We start from the raw sequence: 18,384 nt of genomic DNA on the forward strand, positions 1-18,384 counted from the left end.
GGCCCCCGGTCGACGACACCCGGCAGCGACACGGGTGCGGTCCCGCTCCTGCTCCCGCAGGAGCGGGACCGCTTCCCGCAGCCGAGGTGGGGCCGGCTCAGGAGGCCTGCTTGCCCAGCGTGCCGAGGTACAGCTCGATGACCTTCGGGTCGTCGGCCAGCGAGCGGCCCGTGCCGGTGTAGGCGCTGCGTCCCTGGTCGAGGACGTAGCCGCGGTCGCAGATCTGCAGGCAGCGACGGGCGTTCTGCTCGACCATGACGACCGAGACCCCGGCCTGGTTGATCTTGCGGGTCTGCACGAAGACCTCGTCCTGCATCACCGGCGACAGGCCCGCCGACGGCTCGTCGAGCAGCAGGACCGACGGGTCCATCATGAGGGCGCGGCCCATCGCCACCATCTGCCGCTCGCCGCCCGACAGCGAGCCCGCGCGCTGCTTGCGCCGGGTGCCGAGGGTCGGGAAGAGGTCGGTGACGAAGTCGAAGCGGTCCTGGAACGTCTTGGGAGCCTGGTAGCAGCCCATCTCGAGGTTCTCCTCGATGGTGAGGCTGGGGAAGACGTTGTTGGTCTGCGGCACGAAGCCGATCCCCTGCGCCACCAGCTGGTCGGCCCGCTTGTTGGTGATCGCCTCGCCCTTGAGCGTGACCTGGCCGGTGTGGATCTTGACCAGGCCGAAGAGCGCCTTGAGCAGCGTCGACTTCCCGGCGCCGTTGGGTCCGATGATGCCGACCAGCTCACCGGGCTGGCAGTAGAAGTCGGCGCCGTTGAGGATGTTGACACCCGGGAGGTAGCCCGCGATCAGGTTGTCGGCCCGCAGGACGGCGCCCTCGGCGCCGGCCTCGTGGGCGCGGCGCTCGGGGCTGTCGGGCTCGGTGGTGCCGCTCATTCCTTGGTCCCCTCGATCTCGGCCATGGCCTCTTCCATGATGGCCTCTTCGTCCATCTCGCTGAGGTCGGTGTCGTGGTGGGCGCCGAGGTAGGCGTCGATGACGCGCTGGTCGGCCATCACCGAGGCGGGGGTGCCCTCGGCGACGATCTGGCCCTGCGCCATGACGATGACCCAGTCGGAGATGTGACGCACCATGTCCATGTCGTGCTCGACGAAGAGCACGGTGCGACCCTCGTCGCGCAGCGACTGCACGTGGCCGAGCAGCGACTGCTTGAGCGCCGGGTTCACACCCGCCATCGGCTCGTCGAGCATGATCAGCTCCGGGTCGACCATCAGCGCGCGCGCCATCTCGAGGAGCTTGCGCTGACCGCCCGAGAGCGAGCCGGCGAAGTCCTCGCGCTTGGCGTCGAGCTTGAAGCGCACCAGCAGCTCGTCGGCACGACGCGTGATCTCGTCCTCCTGCGAGGACCACAGCGACTTGAAGGGTGCCGACCAGAAGCGCTCGCCGCGCTGGCCGGTCGCCCCCAGGCGCATGTTCTCGATGACGGTCAGCTTGGAGAGCACCTTCGTCAGCTGGAAGGTGCGCACCATGCCGCGGCGGGCGACCTTGTAGGCCGCGACCCCGCTGAGGGGCTTGCCGTTGAAGCTCCAGTCGCCCGTGTCGGGGGTGTCGAAGCCGGTGAGCAGGTTGAACAGCGTGGTCTTGCCGGCGCCGTTGGGCCCGATCAGCGCGGTGATGACACCGCGCTGGATCTCCAGGTGCTCCACGTCGACGGCCTTGAGGCCGCCGAAGGCGCGGGAGATGTTGTCGCCGACGATCAGCGGGTCGGGCTTGCGGGCCCCGGGGTCGGTGGGGACGCCGGCGAGGCCGGCGCGCCCTGTCGAGTCAGCGTCCATCGATCGCGATCTCCCTCCGGTCACCGAAGATCCCCTGTGGTCGGTAGATCATCAGCAGCATCAGTGCCAGTCCGGTGATGATGAAGCGGACGAGGCTGGACTGGGTGTCGTCCATGATCCAGCTGGGGATCAGCGGGTCGACGCCCGAGGTGGCCTGGCCGAAGAACGAGCCGAGGCCGGACAGCAGGAACCAGAAGATGATCGCGCCCACCACGGGACCGAGCACCCGGGCCGCACCACCGAGCAGCAGCGCGGTGTAGGCGTAGAAGGTGATGTTGGTGGAGTAGTCGCTCGGCACGACCGAGGACTGCTTCAGGGCCAGGAACAGACCGGCCAGGCCACCGAACATGCCGCCCAGGATGAGCGCCTGCATCTTGTAGGCGAAGACGTTCTTGCCCAGCGAGCGCACGGCGTCCTCGTCCTCGCGGATCGAGCGGAGCACGCGACCCCACGGGCTGCGCATCAGCGCGAACACGATGAGGCAGCCGAGGGCCACGAGGACCCAGCCCACCGTGACCGACCAGAGGTCGTCACGGCTGTAGCGCACGATGCCCCAGTCGATGCCCTCGGAGTAGGGGTTGAGGCCCTTGTAGACGCTGGAGTAGCCGGTGAGCCCGTTGGAGCCACCGAAGTAGTCCTTCATCTCCACCGAGCCGAAGACCAGGCGCAGGATCTCCGCCGTCGCGATGGTGGCGATGGCGAGGTAGTCGGCCCGCAGCCGCAGGGTCGGGAACCCGAGCAGCACGGCGAGCAGCAGCGGGGCGGCGAAGGCCATCACCAGGCCCACGCCGAAGGGCAGGCCGGCCACGACCACGGTGACGGCGAGGCCGTAGGCACCCACGGCCATGAAGCCGGCCTGGCCGAAGTTGAGCAGGCCGGTGTAGCCGAAGTGGATGTTGAGGCCGATCGCGGCCAGGGCGTAGACGATGGCGTTGGGACCCAGGGCCTGGGTCAGGGCCGTCGAGAAGATGTCTGTGAAGTCCATGTCGGGGTCCTTAACCGATCCGCTCGCGACGACCCAGGATGCCTTGGGGTCTGATCAGCAGGATGAGGATGAGCACGACGAGGGCGCCGACCTCCTTGATCGACGAGGGCACCCCGAAGAGGGGGCCGACCTCGACCATCAGGCCGATCACCATCGAGCCGAACAGCGCGCCCCAGATGGTGCCGAGGCCGCCCAGCGTGACCGCCGCGAAGACCAGCAGCAGCAGCTTGAAGCCCATCAGGAAGTTGACCTGGCTGTTGATGGCCAGTAGCACGCCCGACAGCCCGGACAGTGCGGTGCCGAGGATCCAGGCGTAGCTGATGACGCCGTCGACGCGCATGCCGGAGGAGGCGGCCAGGGCGGGGTTGTCGGAGACCGCGCGCATGGCCTTGCCGAGGCGGGTGCGCATGAGCGCCACGCAGACCGCGGCGATCGCCACGAGCGCGATCAGGATGATCGCGAGCTCCTTGTCGGCCAGCGCGATCGGCCCGTAGCTCTCGCGCGCCTGGCTGGTGTACTCCGAGAGCGACTTGGTCGAGCTGGAGAAGAAGTACTGGTAGAGGCTGCGCAGGAAGAGGCCGAACCCGATCGAGACGATCATCATCGCGATCAGCCCGGTGCCGCGGGCGCGCAGCGGTCTCCACAGCGCGCGGTCCTGGGCCCAGCCGAAGGCCGCGCAGACGACCACCGCCACGATGCCGGCCACGATGACGGGCAGGCCGAAGGTGCGGTTGGCGACGTAGGCCGAGATGCCGCCGAGGGTGATCAGCTCGCCGTGGGAGAAGTTCGTCAGGCCGGTGGCGCCGAAGATCAGCGACAGGCCGAGGGCCGCGAGGGCCACGATGAGGCCGAACTTCACCCCGGAGACCAGGGCCGCGGCCAGCTTGTCGGCGAAGGTCGCGGTGTCGGCCGCGACGACACCGATCGGAAAGGCGCCGAAGTTGTTGGGGCCGTCGAGACGCGCGACGACGGTCACCGAGGAGGGCGTGTCGGAGTCGAGCTCCACCCCCTCCGGCAGCGTCGCCTCGTCGAGGGTCACGGTGTAGGTGCCCTTCGACGGGACGGCGATGATGGCGCGTCCCTCGGCGTCGGTGACGCCCTCGCCGACCTCCTGGTCGGACTCGTCGGTGACGGTCAGGCCGACGTCGGGGATCGGCGTGCCGTTGCCCTCGGCGTCGAGGTCGGAGCTGTCGGTGAGGAGGACGTTGATGCCGGTCTCGTCAGGACCGATCGTCGGCTGCGGGGCGCCGGCGTCACCCGAGGGCGACGCCCCGGGAGAGGCCGAGGACTCCGCCGACGGACTGCTGGACGGGCTGGGGCTGGGGCTCGTCGTCCCGGCGTGGGCGGCCAGTGGCAGCAGGACCGCCACCAGCGAGGCCGCCACGAGCGCGAGGAGCGCCATCAATCGCGAAGCCACACACAACTCCTGTCGTTCCACGCACTTCCGGCGAGGGCTGCGAGGAGTGTAGGGGTCGGCGGGGGTCGCGCAAGGGCTCTGTGACGGACCGACACCAAACGGTGACAACCCTGATGCAGGCACCCGGGCACGCGGGCGCCCCCGACCCGGGCGCAGACGGGCGCGGGACGTCCGGGGACCGACGGGCGCCGCCCGGCGCCGCGGTCAGGAACCGGGGCCGGAGGCGATGCCGGGGCCGTGGGTGACGACCCCCTCGGCCACCTGGCGCATCGAGAGCCGCAGGTCCATCGCGGTCTTCTGGATCCAGCGGAAGGCCTCGGGCTCGGAGACCTTCAGCTGCTCCTGGAGGATGCCCTTGGCCCGGTCGACGGCCTTGCGGGTCTCGAGCCGCTCGGTGAGGTCGGCGACCTCGGTCTCCAGCTGCTGCACCTCGGCGAAGCGGCTGACCGCCATCTCGATGGCCGGCACCAGGTCGCTCTGGGTGAAGGGCTTCACCAGGTAGGCCATGGCACCGGCGTCGCGGGCCCGCTCGACCAGCTCGCGCTGGGAGAAGGCGGTGAGGATGACGACCGGCGCGAGCCGCTGACCAGCGATGGACTCGGCGGCGGCGATGCCGTCGAGCACCGGCATCTTCACGTCGAGGATGACCAGGTCGGGGCGCAGCTGCTCGGCCAGCTCGATGGCCTTGGCGCCGTCGCCGGCCTGCCCCACCACCGACCAGCCCTCCTCGGTGAGCATCTCGGCGAGGTCCATGCGGATGAGCACCTCGTCCTCGGCGATCACGACCGTCCGGGTGCTGGGCGCGGCGGGGGCGGGGGCGTCAGTCACGGCGACAGGCTATCGCCCGCCGCGCCGCGGCCGAGCGCGAGACCGCGAGGCGCCGACCGGCGGGGCCCGCACGTGTCCCACCCAGGTCGGAGCGTCAGGAGGGCGTCGGGAGGCGGCGCGGCGGTCGTCAGGCCGGGTGCTGTGCGCGCCGCGCCGTGCGGGGCGTCGCGAGGAAGAGCTCGACCTCGGCCCGCTCGAGGCGACGACGGGCGGCGTCGGTCGCACCCTCGCGGGCGTTGCGCACCGCGCGCTCGTGGCTGGCGCGCGCCCACCGCCACGGCGCCCAGTGGCCGCCCCTGCCGATCACTGCCCTCGCCATGACTCAAACTGTAGTTATCTGGTCGACTTTTGTCGACTGTCGAGCCCGGAGCACCGTCGGGTAGCGTCTGCGCGCGTCGTGGCCCCGGTAGCCCAACGGCAGAGGCGATGGTCTCAAACACCATGCAGTGTGGGTTCGAATCCCACCCGGGGCACCCGTCCGGCTCCCCCGGGATGTCGGTGCGTGAGGGGACCGTGGGGCCATGCACCCCGACGACCTGGTCGCCGCCGCCCGGCGGGAGCACGAGGGTGGCGCCAGCGACAGCGAGATCGGGCGCCGCCTCGGTGTGGCCCGCACGACCGTCCGCGACTGGCGGCTCGGGCGCTGGCGGGAGGAACGGCACCGCCGACGCGACGTCGACTGCCCGACGTGTGGCGAGGCTCCGCTGGCGGCTGAGCCCTACGCCGTCCTCCTCGGCTACTACCTCGGCGACGGCTGCGTCTCGCAGCAGAGGCGCACCGTGTCGCTGCGGGTCGCCTGTGACGCCTCCCTGCCCGGCATCGTGGAGGACGTGGCCACGGTGGTCGCGCAGGTCCGCCCGGGGGCCCGGGTGTTCCGGGTGTCCGCACCCGGAACGACGGTGGTCCACGTCAACTGGCGCCACTGGCCCTGCCTGTTCCCCCAGCACGGGCCCGGCCGCAAGCACGAGCGGCCGATCGTGCTCGAGGCCTGGCAGCGCGCGGCGGTCGAGGCGCACCCCGCCGCCTTCCTGCGCGGGCTGTTCCACTCCGACGGCTCACGCAGCGCCAACTGGACGTCGCGGTGGCTGCGTGACGGCACGGTGCGCCGCTACGACTACCCCCGCTGGCAGTTCGTGAACGCCTCGGCCGACATCCGTGGCCTGTGCTGCTGGGCCCTCGACCTGGTGGAGGTGGCCTGGCGGCAGTCGGCGTACCGCACGATCAGCGTCTCCACGCGCGCCGGCGTGGCCCGCCTCGACGCGCTGGTGGGGCTCAAGGGCTGATCCTCTGCCCGAGAGGTCCGCAGGACCCGCCTCAGGCCTCCGGGCGACGGTAGGCGGGGGCGACCTCGTTGATCGCATCGCCCATCCGGTGGATGCGCAGCGCGTTGGTCGACCCCGGGATGCCGGGGGGCGCACCGGCGATGATCACCACCAGGTCGCCCTCCTGCACACGGCCGATGCGCAGCAGCTGCTCGTCGACCTGGCGCACCATCTCGTCGGTGTGCTCGACGGGCGCGGTCTTGAAGGTCTCCACACCCCAGCTCAGCGAGAGCTGCGAGCGCACGACCGCCTCGGGGGTGAAGGCCAGGATCGGGATCGGGCCGCGCAGCCGCGACATCCGCCGGGCGGAGTCACCGGACTGGGTGAAGGCCACGACGTACTTGGCGCCCACGCGCTCGGCGACCTCGGCGGCCGCCTTGGCGATCACGCCGCCGTTGGTGTGGGGGTCCCAGTCGATCTCTCGGACCCCGGCGACGGCGCCGGCCGACAGGGCCTGGCGCTCGGTGGAGGAGATGATGCGGCCCATCGTCTCGACGGTGACGACGGGGTACTCCCCCACCCCGGTCTCCCCCGACAGCATGACGGCGTCGGAGCCGTCGAGCACCGCGTTGGCGACGTCGGAGGCCTCGGCCCGCGTGGGCGAGGGGCTGGAGATCATCGACTCGAGCATCTGGGTCGCCACGATGACCGGCTTCGCGTTGAGCCGGGCCTTCTGGATGATCTGCTTCTGCAGGAACGGCACGTCCTCGAGCGGGCACTCCACGGCCAGGTCGCCGCGGGCGACCATGATGCCGTCGAAGGCCGCGACCACCTCGTCGAGGTTCTCGATGGCCTGCGGCTTCTCGATCTTGGCGATGACGGGCACCATGACGCCCTCCTCGCGCATGATGGCCCGCACGTCCTCGGCGTCCTGGGCGTCGCGCACGAAGGACAGCGCGATGAAGTCGACCGAGAGCGACAGCGCGAAGCGCAGGTCCTCGACGTCCTTCTCCGACAGCGCCGGCACCGAGACCGCGACACCGGGCAGGTTGATGCCCTTGTTGTCGGACACCTTGCCGCCGACCAGCACCTCCGTGGTCACGTCGGTGTCGTCGACGCCGGTGACCCGCAGCCGGATCTTGCCGTCGTCGATGAGGATCGGGTCGCCCACGCCGACGTCGCCCGGCAGGCCCTTGTAGGTCGTGCCGCAGCTCTCGATGTCGCCGGGCACGTCGCGGGTCGTGATCGTCCAGACCTGGCCGCGGCGCAGCACGACCGGCCCGTCGGCGAAGCGCTCCAGGCGGATCTTGGGGCCCTGCAGGTCGGCGAAGATGCCGACCCCGTGGCCGCTGGCGTCGGAGGCCTCGCGGACCAGGCGGTAGCTCTCCGCGTGGTCGGCGTGGCTGCCGTGGCTCATGTTCAGCCGGGCGACGTCCATGCCGGCGTACACCAGCTCACGGATGCGCCTCGGCGACGAGGTCGCGGGACCCAGGGTGCAGACGATCTTGGCTCTACGCACGTCCCTCACCCTAGCGCTGTCTTGGAACGTTCCAACACTTTCCACGGACAAAACCGGCGAGAGCCCCTCGCTCGAGGGGCTCCCGCCGGCGTGTCGCGCGCAGCGGCGGTGGTCAGACCGTCAGCGGCCGGTCGGTGGGCTTCACCGGCGCCGGCAGCGTGGTCGAGCCGGTCAGGAACTCGTCGACCTTCGAGGCGGCCGCGCGGCCCTCCGCGATGGCCCACACGATGAGCGACTGGCCGCGACCGGCGTCGCCGGCCACGAAGACCCCCGGCACCGAGGACATGTACGACGCGTCGCGCGCGACGTTGCCGCGCTGGTCGAGGTCGACGCCCAGCTGCTCGACGAGGCCGGCGGTCTCCGGGCCGGTGAAGCCCATCGCGAAGAGCACCAGGTCGGCCGGGATCTCGCGCTCGGTGCCCTCGATCTCGGTGAGCTTGCCGCCCTCGAAGACGACGTCGACCAGCACCAGGCCGGTGACGCGCCCCTCGGTGCCGACGAAGCGCTTCGTGGAGACCGAGTAGACCCGCTCGCCGGCCTCCTCGTGGGCCGAGGACACCTTGAACGTCATCGGGTAGGTCGGCCACGGCTGGCCGCTCGGCCGTGCCCCCGGGGGCTCCGGCATGATCTCCAGCTGCGTGATCGAGGCCGCGCCGTGACGGGTCGAGGTGCCGAGGCAGTCGGCGCCGGTGTCGCCGCCGCCGATGATGACGACGTGCTTGTCGGTCGCGGTGACCTGGCCCTCGACCTGCTCCCCCAGCGCGGCCCGGTTGGCCTGGGGCAGGAAGTCCATGGCCTGGTGGATGCCGTCGAGGTCGCGGCCCGGCACGTCGAGCTCACGCGCGGTGGTCGAGCCCATCGCGAGCACGACCGCGTCGTAGCGGTCCTTGAGCTTCTCGCCGGTGAGCTCGCCGCCCACGTCGACCCCGGGGCGGAAGACGGTGCCCTCGCGCCGCATCTGGTCGAGGCGGCGGTCGAGGTGCTTCTTCTCCATCTTGAACTCGGGGATGCCGTAGCGCAGCAGCCCGCCGATCTTGTCGGCCCGCTCGTAGACCGCGACCGTGTGGCCGGCCCGGGTGAGCTGCTGGGCGGCGGCCAGGCCTGCGGGGCCCGAGCCGACGACCGCGACCGTGCGGCCCGAGAGCCACTCCGGGGGCTGGGGCCGCACGAAGCCCGACTCCCAGGCCTTGTCGATGATCGAGACCTCGACGTTCTTGATCGTCACGGGGTCCTGGTTGATGCCCAGCACGCAGGCGGTCTCGCAGGGAGCCGGGCAGAGGCGACCGGTGAACTCCGGGAAGTTGTTGGTCGCGTGGAGACGCTCGATGGCGCCCTCCCAGTCGTCGCGCCAGACCAGGTCGTTCCACTCCGGGATGATGTTGCCCAGCGGGCAGCCCTGGTGGCAGAACGGGATACCGCAGTCCATGCAGCGTCCGGCCTGGGGCGTGATGATCGGCAGCAGCGCACGGCCGATCCCGTCGGGGTAGACCTCGTTCCAGTCGTGCACACGCTCCTCGACGGGGCGTCGCTCCGCGACCTTGCGCCCCTCCTTGAGGAATCCCTTCGGGTCAGCCATGGAGGGCCTCCATCATCGCGTTGGCGGTGTCGTTCTCGTCGAGCCCGTCGGCCTCGGCCTTCGCCTTGGCCTCCAGGACGATCCGGTAGTCGCGCGGCATGACCTCGGTGAAGCGGGTCAGGGAGGTCTCCCAGTCGGCGAGCAGCTCCTCGGCCACCTCCGACCCGGTCTCCTCGTGGTGGGCGCGGACCATCTCGTGCAGCTCCGCGGCCGCCTCGTCGGTCACCGGGCCGAGCTCCACGAGCTCCTTGTTGACCCGGAAGTCCTTGAGGTCGAGCACCCAGGCCACGCCGCCGGACATGCCGGCGGCGAAGTTGCGCCCGGTCTTGCCCAGCACGGCCACGCGCCCTCCGGTCATGTACTCGCAGGCGTGGTCGCCCACGCCCTCGGTGACCAGCCAGGCCCCCGAGTTGCGCACGGCGAAGCGCTCGCCGACGCCGCCGCGGATGTAGACCTGGCCCGAGGTGGCGCCGTAGGCGATCGTGTTGCCGGCGATGATCTGCTCCTGCGAGCGGAAGGTCGCCGCGCGGTCGGGCCGCACCACGATCCGCCCGCCGGAGAGGCCCTTGCCGACGTAGTCGTTGGCGTCGCCCTCCAGCCGCAGCGTGACCCCGCGGGGCAGGAACGCGCCGAAGGACTGGCCGGCCGACCCCAGGAAGGTCAGGTCGATCGTGCCGTCGGGCAGCCCCTCGCCGCCGTGGCGCTTGGTGACCTCGTGGCCCAGGATCGTGCCGACGGTGCGGTTGACGTTGCGGATCGTGACCTGGGCGCGCACGGGCTCGCCGCGCTCCAGCGCCGGCTCGGCCAGCGGCAGCAGCTCGATGACGTCGAGCGCCTTGTCGAGGCCGTGGTCCTGACCGGTGGTGTTGCGCAGCGCGGCGCCCTCGGGCAGCTCGGGCACGTGGAGGATCGGCGCCAGGTCGAGACCCGAGGCCTTCCAGTGCTCCACCGCCTGCTCGACGTCGAGCGTGGCGACCTGGCCGATGGCCTCGTCGAGCGAGCGGAAGCCCAGCTCGGCGAGGATCTCGCGCACCTCCTCGGCGATGTACTCGAAGAAGGTCACCACGAACTCCGGCTTGCCCGAGAAGCGCTCGCGCAGCACGGGGTTCTGCGTCGCGACGCCGACCGGGCAGGTGTCGAGGTGGCAGACCCGCATCATGATGCAGCCCGAGACCACCAGCGGCGCGGTGGCGAAGCCGTACTCCTCGGCGCCCAGCAGGGCGGCGATGACCACGTCGCGACCGGTCTTGAGCTGTCCGTCGGTCTGCACGACGATCCGGTCGCGCAGACCGTTGAGCAGCAGGGTCTGCTGGGTCTCGGCCAGGCCGAGCTCCCAGGGACCGCCGGCGTGCTTGAGCGAGGTCAGCGGCGAGGCGCCGGTGCCGCCGTCGTGGCCGGAGATGAGCACCACGTCGGCGTGCGCCTTCGACACCCCCGTCGCGACCGTGCCGACGCCGACCTCGGAGACCAGCTTCACGTGCACCCGCGCCTGCGGGTTGGCGTTCTTCAGGTCGTGGATCAGCTGGGCGAGGTCCTCGATGGAGTAGATGTCGTGGTGCGGCGGCGGGCTGATGAGGCCCACGCCCGGCGTGGAGTACCGGGTCTTGGCCACCCACGGGTAGACCTTGTGGCCGGGCAGCTGCCCGCCCTCGCCGGGCTTCGCGCCCTGCGCCATCTTGATCTGGATGTCGTCGGCGTTGGTGAGGTACTCCGAGGTCACCCCGAAGCGGCCGCTGGCGACCTGCTTGATCGAGCTGCGGCGCTCGGGGTCGTAGAGGCGCTCGGGGTCCTCGCCGCCCTCGCCGGTGTTGGACTTGCCGCCGAGGCGGTTCATCGCGATGGCGAGGGTCTCGTGGGCCTCCCCGCTGATCGAGCCGTAGGACATCGCGCCGGTGGAGAAGCGCTTGACGATCTCCGAGACCGGCTCGACCTCCTCGATCGGCACCGGGGTGCGTCCGGTGGCCCCGCCGTCCTTGAAGCGGAACAGCCCGCGCAGCGTCATCAGGCGCTCGGCCTGCTCGTCGACGCGCTGGGTGTACTGCTTGAAGACGTCGTAGCGACCGGCCCGCGTGGAGTGCTGGAGGCGGAAGACCGTCTCGGGGTCGAACAGGTGCGGCTCGCCGTCGCGGCGCCACTGGTACTCCCCGCCGGTCTCCAGCTCGCGGTGGGCCTGGAGGATGCCGCCGCGCGGGTACGCCGTGGCGTGCCGGCGCGCGACCTCCTCGGCGATGGTGTCCAGCTCGATGCCGCCGAGCTTGGAGGTCGTGCCGGTGAAGTACTTGTCCACCACGGCCTGCGAGAGCCCGACGGCCTCGAAGATCTGCGCGCCGGTGTAGGAGGCGACGGTGGAGACGCCCATCTTCGACATCACCTTGAGCACGCCCTTGCCGAGGGCCTTGACCAGGTTGGCCATGGCCTGCTCGGGGTCGGCGGTGACGTAGTAGCCCTCGCGGGCGAGGTCCTCGACCGACTCCATGGCCAGGTAGGGGTTGACCGCGGCCGCGCCGTAGCCGACCAGGAGCGCCACGTGGTGGACCTCGCGGACGTCGCCGGCCTCGACGAGCAGGCCGACCTGGGTGCGGGTCTTCTCGCGCACCAGGTGGTGGTGGACCGCACCGGTGAGCAGCAGCGACGGGATCGGCGCGAGCTCGGCGGTGGAGTGGCGGTCGGAGAGCACGATGATGCGGGCGCCGTCGGCGATCGCGGTGCTCACCTCCTGGCAGATCTCCTCGATCCGCGCGGCCATCGCCGCGCCGCCGCCCTCGACCTCGTAGAGGCCGCGGGAGACGTGGGTGATGAAGCCCGGCATGTCGCCGTCACGGTTGATGTGGCGGATCTTGGCCAGGTCGTCGTTGGAGATGACCGGGAAGGGCAGCACGACCTGCCGGCAGGAGGCCGGCGTGGGGTCGAGGAGGTTGGACTCCGGGCCGATGGTGCCGTTGAGGGAGGTGACGAGCTCCTCGCGGATCGCGTCGAGCGGCGGGTTGGTGACCTGCGCGAAGAGCTGCGCGAAGTAGTCGAAGAGCAGCCGCGGCTTCTCGCTCAGCGCCGCGATGGGCGTGTCGGTGCCCATGGAGCCGATCGGCTCGGCGCCGGTGTTGGCCATGGGGGTCAGCAGCACGCGCAGCTGCTCCTCGGTGTAGCCGAAGACCTGCTGGCGACGCGTCACCGAGGCGTGCGTGTGCACGACGTGCTCGCGCTCGGGGATGTCGTCGAGGTGGATGAGGCCGGCGTGGAGCCACTCGTCGTAGGGGTGCTCGGCGGCGAGCTCGGCCTTGATCTCCTCGTCCTCGATGATGCGGTGCTCGTCGGTGTCGACGAGGAACATCCGGCCCGGCTGGAGCCGGCCCTTGCGCACGATCGAGGCGGGGTCGAGGTCGAGCACGCCGACCTCGGAGGCCAGGACGACCAGACCGTCGTCGGTGACCCAGTAGCGCGAGGGGCGCAGGCCGTTGCGGTCGAGCACCGCGCCGATCTGCGAGCCGTCGGTGAAGACGACGCAGGCGGGCCCGTCCCACGGCTCCATCATGTTGGAGTGGAAGGAGTAGAAGGCGCGGCGCGCCTCGTCCATCTCGGTGTGGTTCTCCCACGCCTCCGGGATCATCATCAGCACCGAGTGGGGCAGCGAGCGGCCGCCCATGTGCAGCAGCTCGAGCACCTCGTCGAACGACGCGGAGTCGGAGGCGCCCGGCGTGCAGATCGGGTAGAGCCGCTCGAGGTCGCCCGGGATGAGGTCGGAGGACAGCAGGGCCTCGCGGGCGCGCATCCAGTTGCGGTTGCCCATCACGGTGTTGATCTCGCCGTTGTGGGCGATGAACCGGAACGGGTGCGACAGCGGCCAGCTCGGGAAGGTGTTGGTGGAGAAGCGCGAGTGCACGACGGCCATCGCCGAGGCGACGCGCTCGTCCTTGAGGTCGGGGTAGACCTCGTCGAGCTGCGCCGGGGTGAGCATGCCCTTGTAGGCCAGCGTGCGCGAGGACAGCGACGGGAAGTAGACGTCGGTCTCGTGCTCGGCGCGCTTGCGCAGCACGAAGGCGAGGCGCTCCAGGCCCATGCCGGTCACGCGGGCGCCGGCGCCGGCCACGAAGAGCTGCGCGAAGGTCGGCATGACCCCGCGGGCGGTGGAGCCCAGCGAGCTGGGGTCGACCGGCACGTCGCGCCAGCCGAGGACGTCGAGGCCCTCCTCGGCGGCGATGGCCTCGATCGCGGCGCGGGTGGCCGCGACCTGGTCGCCGTCACCCTGCAGGAAGGCCGTGCCGACGGCGTAGGCGTGCTGCGGCGGCAGCTCGAAGTCGACCACCTCGCGCAGGAACGCGTCGGGCACCTGGATCAGGATGCCCGCACCGTCGCCGGAGTTCGGCTCGGCACCGGCGGCACCACGGTGGTCGAGGTTCAGCAGGGCGATGATGCCCTTGCGGACGATGTCATGGCTGGCGACGCCGGTCAGGGTTGCCACGAAAGCCACACCGCACGCGTCGTGCTCGTGCGCGGGGTCGTAGAGCCCTTGGGGCGGCGGGAATGCGTGCTGGTAGGGCACCGGTCGTTCTCCCGTCGTCGTCTGAGCCGGGCTCCTCGACGCACGCCGGGCCGGGAAGGTCCGAGGTGGTGGGGCTGAGGAGGCGGCCGGGGGTGGGGCAGGGGGTGGAGCGGGTGTCGAGCGAGGGTCGTGCCGGACGCGGCCGGCACGGTGATCCTACGAGGCTCCAGGCACCGCGGTGGAGGGGACGACGCTGGCCCTCGCGGCAGGCTCAGGTTACCACTGCGTTTCGCGGCACCCGGCCGGCAGCGCTGCGGCGTACGTCAGGTGAGACGGGTCAGCGGGCGCCCGGCGGGTCGTCGACCCGGGTGCCGGGGGTCTCCCCCGCCGGGCCGGCGGGGCCAGATCTGCCGGTGCCGGTGCCGGTGTCGGTGCTGGTGGCGGCGGCGGTGGCGTCCGGACCGCGGCCGTCGAGGTAGACCTCCTCCTCGCGTCCCGGGTGACGCCGGGCGCTGAGCACGAAGTAGGCCAGCGCGAGCACGAAGAGCACGATCGAGACCCAGACGTTGAAGCGCAGGCCGCCCACGTCGGAGAGCTCGACGTCGTCGATGCGCAGCATCTCGATCCAGCCGCGCCCGGCGGTGTAGGCCATGACGTAGAGGGCGACCACCCGGCCGTGGCCGAGCCGGAAGCGGCGGTCGGCCCAGATGACGAGCGCGAAGACCAGCAGGTTCCAGACGAACTCGTAGAGGAACGTGGGGTGGAAGGTCGTGCCCGGCGCGTAGCCCGCGGCGGCAGCCACGTCGTCGCTGACGCGCAGCGCCCAGGGCAGGTCGGTCGGTCCGCCGAAGAGCTCCTGGTTGAACCAGTTGCCCCAGCGGCCGAGGGCCTGGGCCACCAGCACCCCGGGTGCCATGGCGTCGAGCACGGGGAGCAGCCTGATGCCGGCGACGCGGGCGCCGATCAGCACGCCGACCGCGCCCAGGGCGACCGCGCCCCACACGCCCAGGCCGCCGTTCCAGATGTAGAGCGCGGCCCACGGGTCGCGGCCCTCGCCGAAGTAGAGCCCGCTGTCGGTGGCGACGTGGTAGAGCCGGCCGCCGACGAGGCCGAAGGGCACCGCCCAGATCGCGAGGTCCTGGATCTCGCCGGCTCGCCCGCCGCGGGCCACCCAGCGGCGCTCGCCGATCCAGATCGCGGCGACGATGCCGAGGATGATCGACAGGGCGTAGCCCCGGATCGGCACGGGGCCGAGGTCCCAGGTGCCGTCGGCCGGGCTCGGGATCGACCACGGCACGCCGGTGGCCGCGAGCTGCGGCAGGAGGTCAGCGACCACGACGCACTCCCCCGGCCAGGTCCTCGGTGAGGGCGGCCAGCGCCCGCAGGCCGGCCGCGCGGTCGTCGGGGTGGTCGAGCAGCGTGCGCACGAACGCCGAGCCGACGATGACGCCGTCGGCGTAGGAGGCGACCTCCGCGGCCTGGTCGCCGCTGCCGACGCCGAGGCCGACCCCGACCGGGAGGCCCTGGGGGGCCAGGGAGCGCGCGCGCGACACGAGGGGACCGGCCAGGTCGCTCGTGGTGGTGCGGGCCCCGGTCACGCCCATGACGGCGGTGGCGTAGACGAAGCCGCGGCACGCCGCGGTGGTCATCGCGATGCGCTCGTCGGTCGACGACGGCGCCACGAGGAAGACCTTGTCGAGACCGTGCTGGTCGGCGGCGGCGATCCACTCCGGGGCGAAGTCGGGGGTGAGGTCGGGGGTGATCAGCCCGGCCCCACCGGCCGAGGCGAGGTCGGCGGCGAAGCGCGGCACGCCGTAGCGCTCGACGGGGTTCCAGTACGTCATCACCACGGTCGGCACGCCGGTGGCGGCGACGGCCTCGACCGTGCGCAGGACGTCGCTGGTGCGGTAGCCGCGCTCGAGCGCCTGCTGGGCCGCGGCCTGGATGGTGGGGCCGTCCATGACCGGGTCGGTGTAGGGCGCGCCGACCTCGATGACGTCGCAGCCGGAGTCGACCATGACCCGCAGGGCCTCGATCCCGCCGGCCACGTCGGGGAACCCGGCGGGCAGGTAGCCCACGAGGGCGGCGCGCCCCTCGGCGCGGGCCGCGGCGAAGGCGGAGCCGGCCGTGGTGCCGGCCGGGGCGCCCGACCCGGTGACCGCGGCCGCGGCGTCGGCCGCGCGGGCCGTGGTGGGGGGTGCGTCGACCCGGGGGCCGGAGCCGGCTCCCGGGGTCGCGGCGGAGGGGCCGGGCGTGCTCACTTCTGCTCCCCCTCGCCGCTGCCGTGGCCCTCGGCGTGGGCCGCCGAGCCGCCGACGGGGTGGGCCGCGACCTGCTCGGGGTCCCCGAGGCCGAAGTACTCGATCGCGGTGCCCATGTCCTTGTCGCCGCGCCCCGAGAGGTTGATCAGCACGGTGGCCTCGGGTCCCTTCTCGGCCGCCAGCCGCTCGGCGACGCGGATCGCGCCCGCCACGGCGTGGGCGGTCTCGATGGCGGGGATGATGCCCTCGGTGCGGCTGAGGAGGGCCATGGCCTGCATCGCCTCGTCGTCGGTGACCGGGAGGTAGGTCGCGCGTCCCGTCGCCGAGAGGTGGGCGTGCTGGGGGCCCACGCCGGGGTAGTCCAGGCCGGCGGAGATGGAGTGCGACTCGACGGTCTGGCCGTCGTCGTCCTGGAGCACGTAGGTGCGCGCGCCGTGGAGGACGCCGCGGGCGCCGGCGTGGATGGTCGCGGCGTGGCGGGGGGTGTCGACGCCCTCGCCGCCGGGCTCGAAGCCGTAGATGGCGACGTCGTCGTCGTCGAGGAAGGCGGTGAAGAGCCCGATCGCGTTGGAGCCGCCGCCCACGCAGGCCGCGATGGCGTCGGGCAGGGCGCCGTACTGCTCCAGGCACTGGGCACGGGCCTCGTCGCCGATGCCGCGGGTGAAGTCGCGCACCATGCTGGGGAACGGGTGCGGCCCCGCGGCGGTGCCGAAGAGGTAGGCGGTGTGGTCGACGCTGGCGACCCAGTCGCGCAGGGCCTCGTTGATGGCGTCCTTCAGCGTCGCGCTGCCCGACTCCACGGGCACGACCTTGGCGCCGAGCAGGTGCATCCGCGCGACGTTGAGCGCCTGGCGGCGGGTGTCGACGGCGCCCATGTAGACGGTGCAGTCCAGGCCGAAGTACGCCGCGGCGGTCGCGCTGGCCACGCCGTGCTGGCCGGCGCCGGTCTCGGCGATGACGCGGGTCTTGCCCATCCGCTTGGTGAGCAGGGCCTGGCCCAGCACGTTGCGGATCTTGTGGGCGCCGGTGTGGTTGAGGTCCTCGCGCTTGAGCAGGATCCGGGCGCCGACCTTCTCGCTGAGGCGCTCGGCGAAGTAGAGCGGGCTGGGCAGGCCGGCGTAGTCGCGCAGGATCGCGTCGAACTCCCCCACGAAGGTGGGGTCGGCCATCGCCTCGTGCCAGGCGACGGTGAGCTCGTCGAGGGCCGCGACGAGCGCCTCGGGCATGAAGCGACCGCCGAAGCCGCCGTCGGCGGGGTCGCCGAACCAGCCGCGCTCGTCGGCGTCGTGGGACGTGGGCCGGTGCACCTGCGTGGTCATGCCATCACTCCTGTCAGGCGGTGGACGGCGGCCTCGGGGTCGCCGTCCTTGACGAGGGCCTCGCCGACGAGGACCGCACGGGCCCCCTCGCCGACGAAGCGGCGGACGTCCTCGACGCCGAAGATGCCCGACTCGGCCACGAGGACCCGGTCGTCGGGCAGCAGCGGCGCGAGGCGCCCGAAGGTGTCGCTGTCGATCTGGAGGGTCTTGAGGTTGCGGGCGTTGACGCCCACGAGCTCGGCGCCCAGCTCCACGGCCCGCTCGGTCTCGGCCTCGTCGTGGACCTCCACCAGCACGGTGAGGCCCAGCTCGCGCGCCTCGTCGTGCAGACGGTGCAGCGTGTCGTGGTCGAGGGCGGCGACGATGAGCAGCGCCAGGTCGGCGCCGGCCGCACGGGCCTCGACGAGCTGGTAGGTCGTGACGATGAAGTCCTTGCGCAGCAGCGGGGTCCCGACCGCCGCGCGCACCGCCCGCAGGTCGGCGAGGCTGCCGCCGAAGCGCCGCTCCTCGGTGAGCACGCTGATCGCGGCCGCTCCCCCGGCGGCGTAGTGGCGCGCCAGCACGGTGGGGTCGGGGATGTCGGCGAGCGCCCCCTTGCTGGGGCTGCGGCGCTTGACCTCGGCGATCACGCTCGAGCCGGCGGCGCGGAAGTGCGGCATCGGGTCGCGCGGCGCGTCGACGTCGGCCAGGGCGGCGCGCAGGTCGGCCAGGGGCGTGGCGGTCTCGCGGACGGCGAGGTCGGCGCGCACGCCGTCGACGATGTCGTCGAGCACGGACATGAGCGGTCCTTCGTCGGTCTGGGTCGGCACCCCGAGTCTGTCACGGGGCGCCGCGTCGGGTGTCGTCGGGCGGCGTCGGGCGGCGCCGCCGGTGGTGGCCGGTCGTGGCGGGTCGTGGCGGGTCGTGGCCGGTCGTGGTGCCCGTGCGGCGGCGGGTGCCCCGCCGGGCGGGGCGGGGG

14 protein-coding genes and 1 tRNA gene are annotated in these 18,384 nt (G+C 72.1%); 2 read left to right on the plus strand and 13 right to left on the minus strand.

Going from position 1 to position 18,384, the window contains the following annotated elements:
* Positions 1-97: 97 nt before the first annotated feature.
* The 6 genes from ASF50_RS10945 to ASF50_RS10970 all read right to left on the minus strand — a co-directional run bounded on the left by ASF50_RS10945 (position 98) and on the right by ASF50_RS10970 (position 5,331).
* Positions 98-883, minus strand: coding sequence for an ABC transporter ATP-binding protein (locus tag ASF50_RS10945; RefSeq protein ID WP_056862538.1), 786 nt, complete (start codon positions 881-883; stop codon positions 98-100).
* A complete protein-coding gene (locus tag ASF50_RS10950) occupies positions 880-1,782 on the minus strand; it encodes an ABC transporter ATP-binding protein (RefSeq protein ID WP_056904499.1) in 903 nt (300 codons plus the stop codon). The genes ASF50_RS10945 and ASF50_RS10950 overlap by 4 nt, the downstream gene beginning before the upstream one ends.
* The gene (locus ASF50_RS10955) at positions 1,772-2,767 is read right to left on the minus strand and encodes a branched-chain amino acid ABC transporter permease (RefSeq protein WP_056904500.1); all 996 of its coding nucleotides are present in this window, start codon (positions 2,765-2,767) and stop codon (positions 1,772-1,774) included. Before ASF50_RS10955 ends, ASF50_RS10950 begins: the two co-directional genes overlap by 11 nt.
* A gap of 10 nt (positions 2,768-2,777) precedes the next feature.
* The gene (locus ASF50_RS10960) at positions 2,778-4,184 is read right to left on the minus strand and encodes an ABC transporter permease subunit (RefSeq protein ID WP_156697704.1); all 1,407 of its coding nucleotides are present in this window, start codon (positions 4,182-4,184) and stop codon (positions 2,778-2,780) included.
* Positions 4,185-4,388: 204 nt separating this feature from the next.
* Positions 4,389-5,012 carry an ANTAR domain-containing response regulator gene (locus ASF50_RS10965; protein ID WP_056862534.1) on the minus strand — a complete coding sequence of 208 codons (624 nt, stop codon included), beginning with the start codon at positions 5,010-5,012 and terminating at the stop codon, positions 4,389-4,391.
* A gap of 127 nt (positions 5,013-5,139) precedes the next feature.
* Positions 5,140-5,331, minus strand: coding sequence for a hypothetical protein (locus ASF50_RS10970; protein WP_156718247.1), 192 nt, complete (start codon positions 5,329-5,331; stop codon positions 5,140-5,142).
* 81 nt (positions 5,332-5,412) lie between these two features.
* Between ASF50_RS10970 and ASF50_RS10975 the strand changes: the two genes are divergently transcribed.
* Both ASF50_RS10975 and ASF50_RS10980 read left to right on the plus strand, forming a co-directional pair.
* Positions 5,413-5,485 (plus strand) — tRNA-Leu (locus ASF50_RS10975).
* A 48-nt stretch (positions 5,486-5,533) separates the two neighbouring features.
* Positions 5,534-6,295, plus strand: a complete 762-nt coding sequence (locus ASF50_RS10980) for a helix-turn-helix domain-containing protein (protein ID WP_056904502.1) — start codon at positions 5,534-5,536, stop codon at positions 6,293-6,295.
* A gap of 31 nt (positions 6,296-6,326) precedes the next feature.
* On the opposite strand, the gene pyk is transcribed toward ASF50_RS10980, so the two are convergent.
* From pyk to trpC, 7 genes are all read right to left on the minus strand, one after another.
* Entirely contained in the window at positions 6,327-7,793 is a 1,467-nt protein-coding gene (pyk, locus tag ASF50_RS10985; protein ID WP_056862531.1) for a pyruvate kinase, read from the minus strand.
* A 112-nt stretch (positions 7,794-7,905) separates the two neighbouring features.
* Positions 7,906-9,369 (minus strand): glutamate synthase subunit beta, encoded by a 1,464-nt coding sequence (locus ASF50_RS10990; RefSeq protein WP_056904503.1) that lies wholly within the window; start codon positions 9,367-9,369, stop codon positions 7,906-7,908.
* A complete protein-coding gene (gltB, locus tag ASF50_RS10995) occupies positions 9,362-13,906 on the minus strand; it encodes a glutamate synthase large subunit (protein WP_056904504.1) in 4,545 nt (1,514 codons plus the stop codon). Before gltB ends, ASF50_RS10990 begins: the two co-directional genes overlap by 8 nt.
* A 277-nt stretch (positions 13,907-14,183) precedes the next feature.
* A complete protein-coding gene (lgt, locus tag ASF50_RS11000) occupies positions 14,184-15,182 on the minus strand; it encodes a prolipoprotein diacylglyceryl transferase (RefSeq protein WP_235557644.1) in 999 nt (332 codons plus the stop codon).
* Positions 15,172-16,107, minus strand: coding sequence for a tryptophan synthase subunit alpha (trpA, locus tag ASF50_RS11005; protein ID WP_082503117.1), 936 nt, complete (start codon positions 16,105-16,107; stop codon positions 15,172-15,174). Before trpA ends, lgt begins: the two co-directional genes overlap by 11 nt.
* Positions 16,104-17,426, minus strand: coding sequence for a tryptophan synthase subunit beta (gene trpB / locus ASF50_RS11010; protein WP_082503118.1), 1,323 nt, complete (start codon positions 17,424-17,426; stop codon positions 16,104-16,106). Before trpB ends, trpA begins: the two co-directional genes overlap by 4 nt.
* Positions 17,423-18,205 (minus strand): indole-3-glycerol phosphate synthase TrpC, encoded by a 783-nt coding sequence (gene trpC / locus ASF50_RS11015; protein ID WP_056904505.1) that lies wholly within the window; start codon positions 18,203-18,205, stop codon positions 17,423-17,425. Before trpC ends, trpB begins: the two co-directional genes overlap by 4 nt.
* Positions 18,206-18,384 lie beyond the last annotated feature (179 nt).

This window comes from Nocardioides sp. Leaf307 (assembly GCF_001423135.1).
Lineage (GTDB): Bacteria > Actinomycetota > Actinomycetes > Propionibacteriales > Nocardioidaceae > Nocardioides > Nocardioides kribbensis.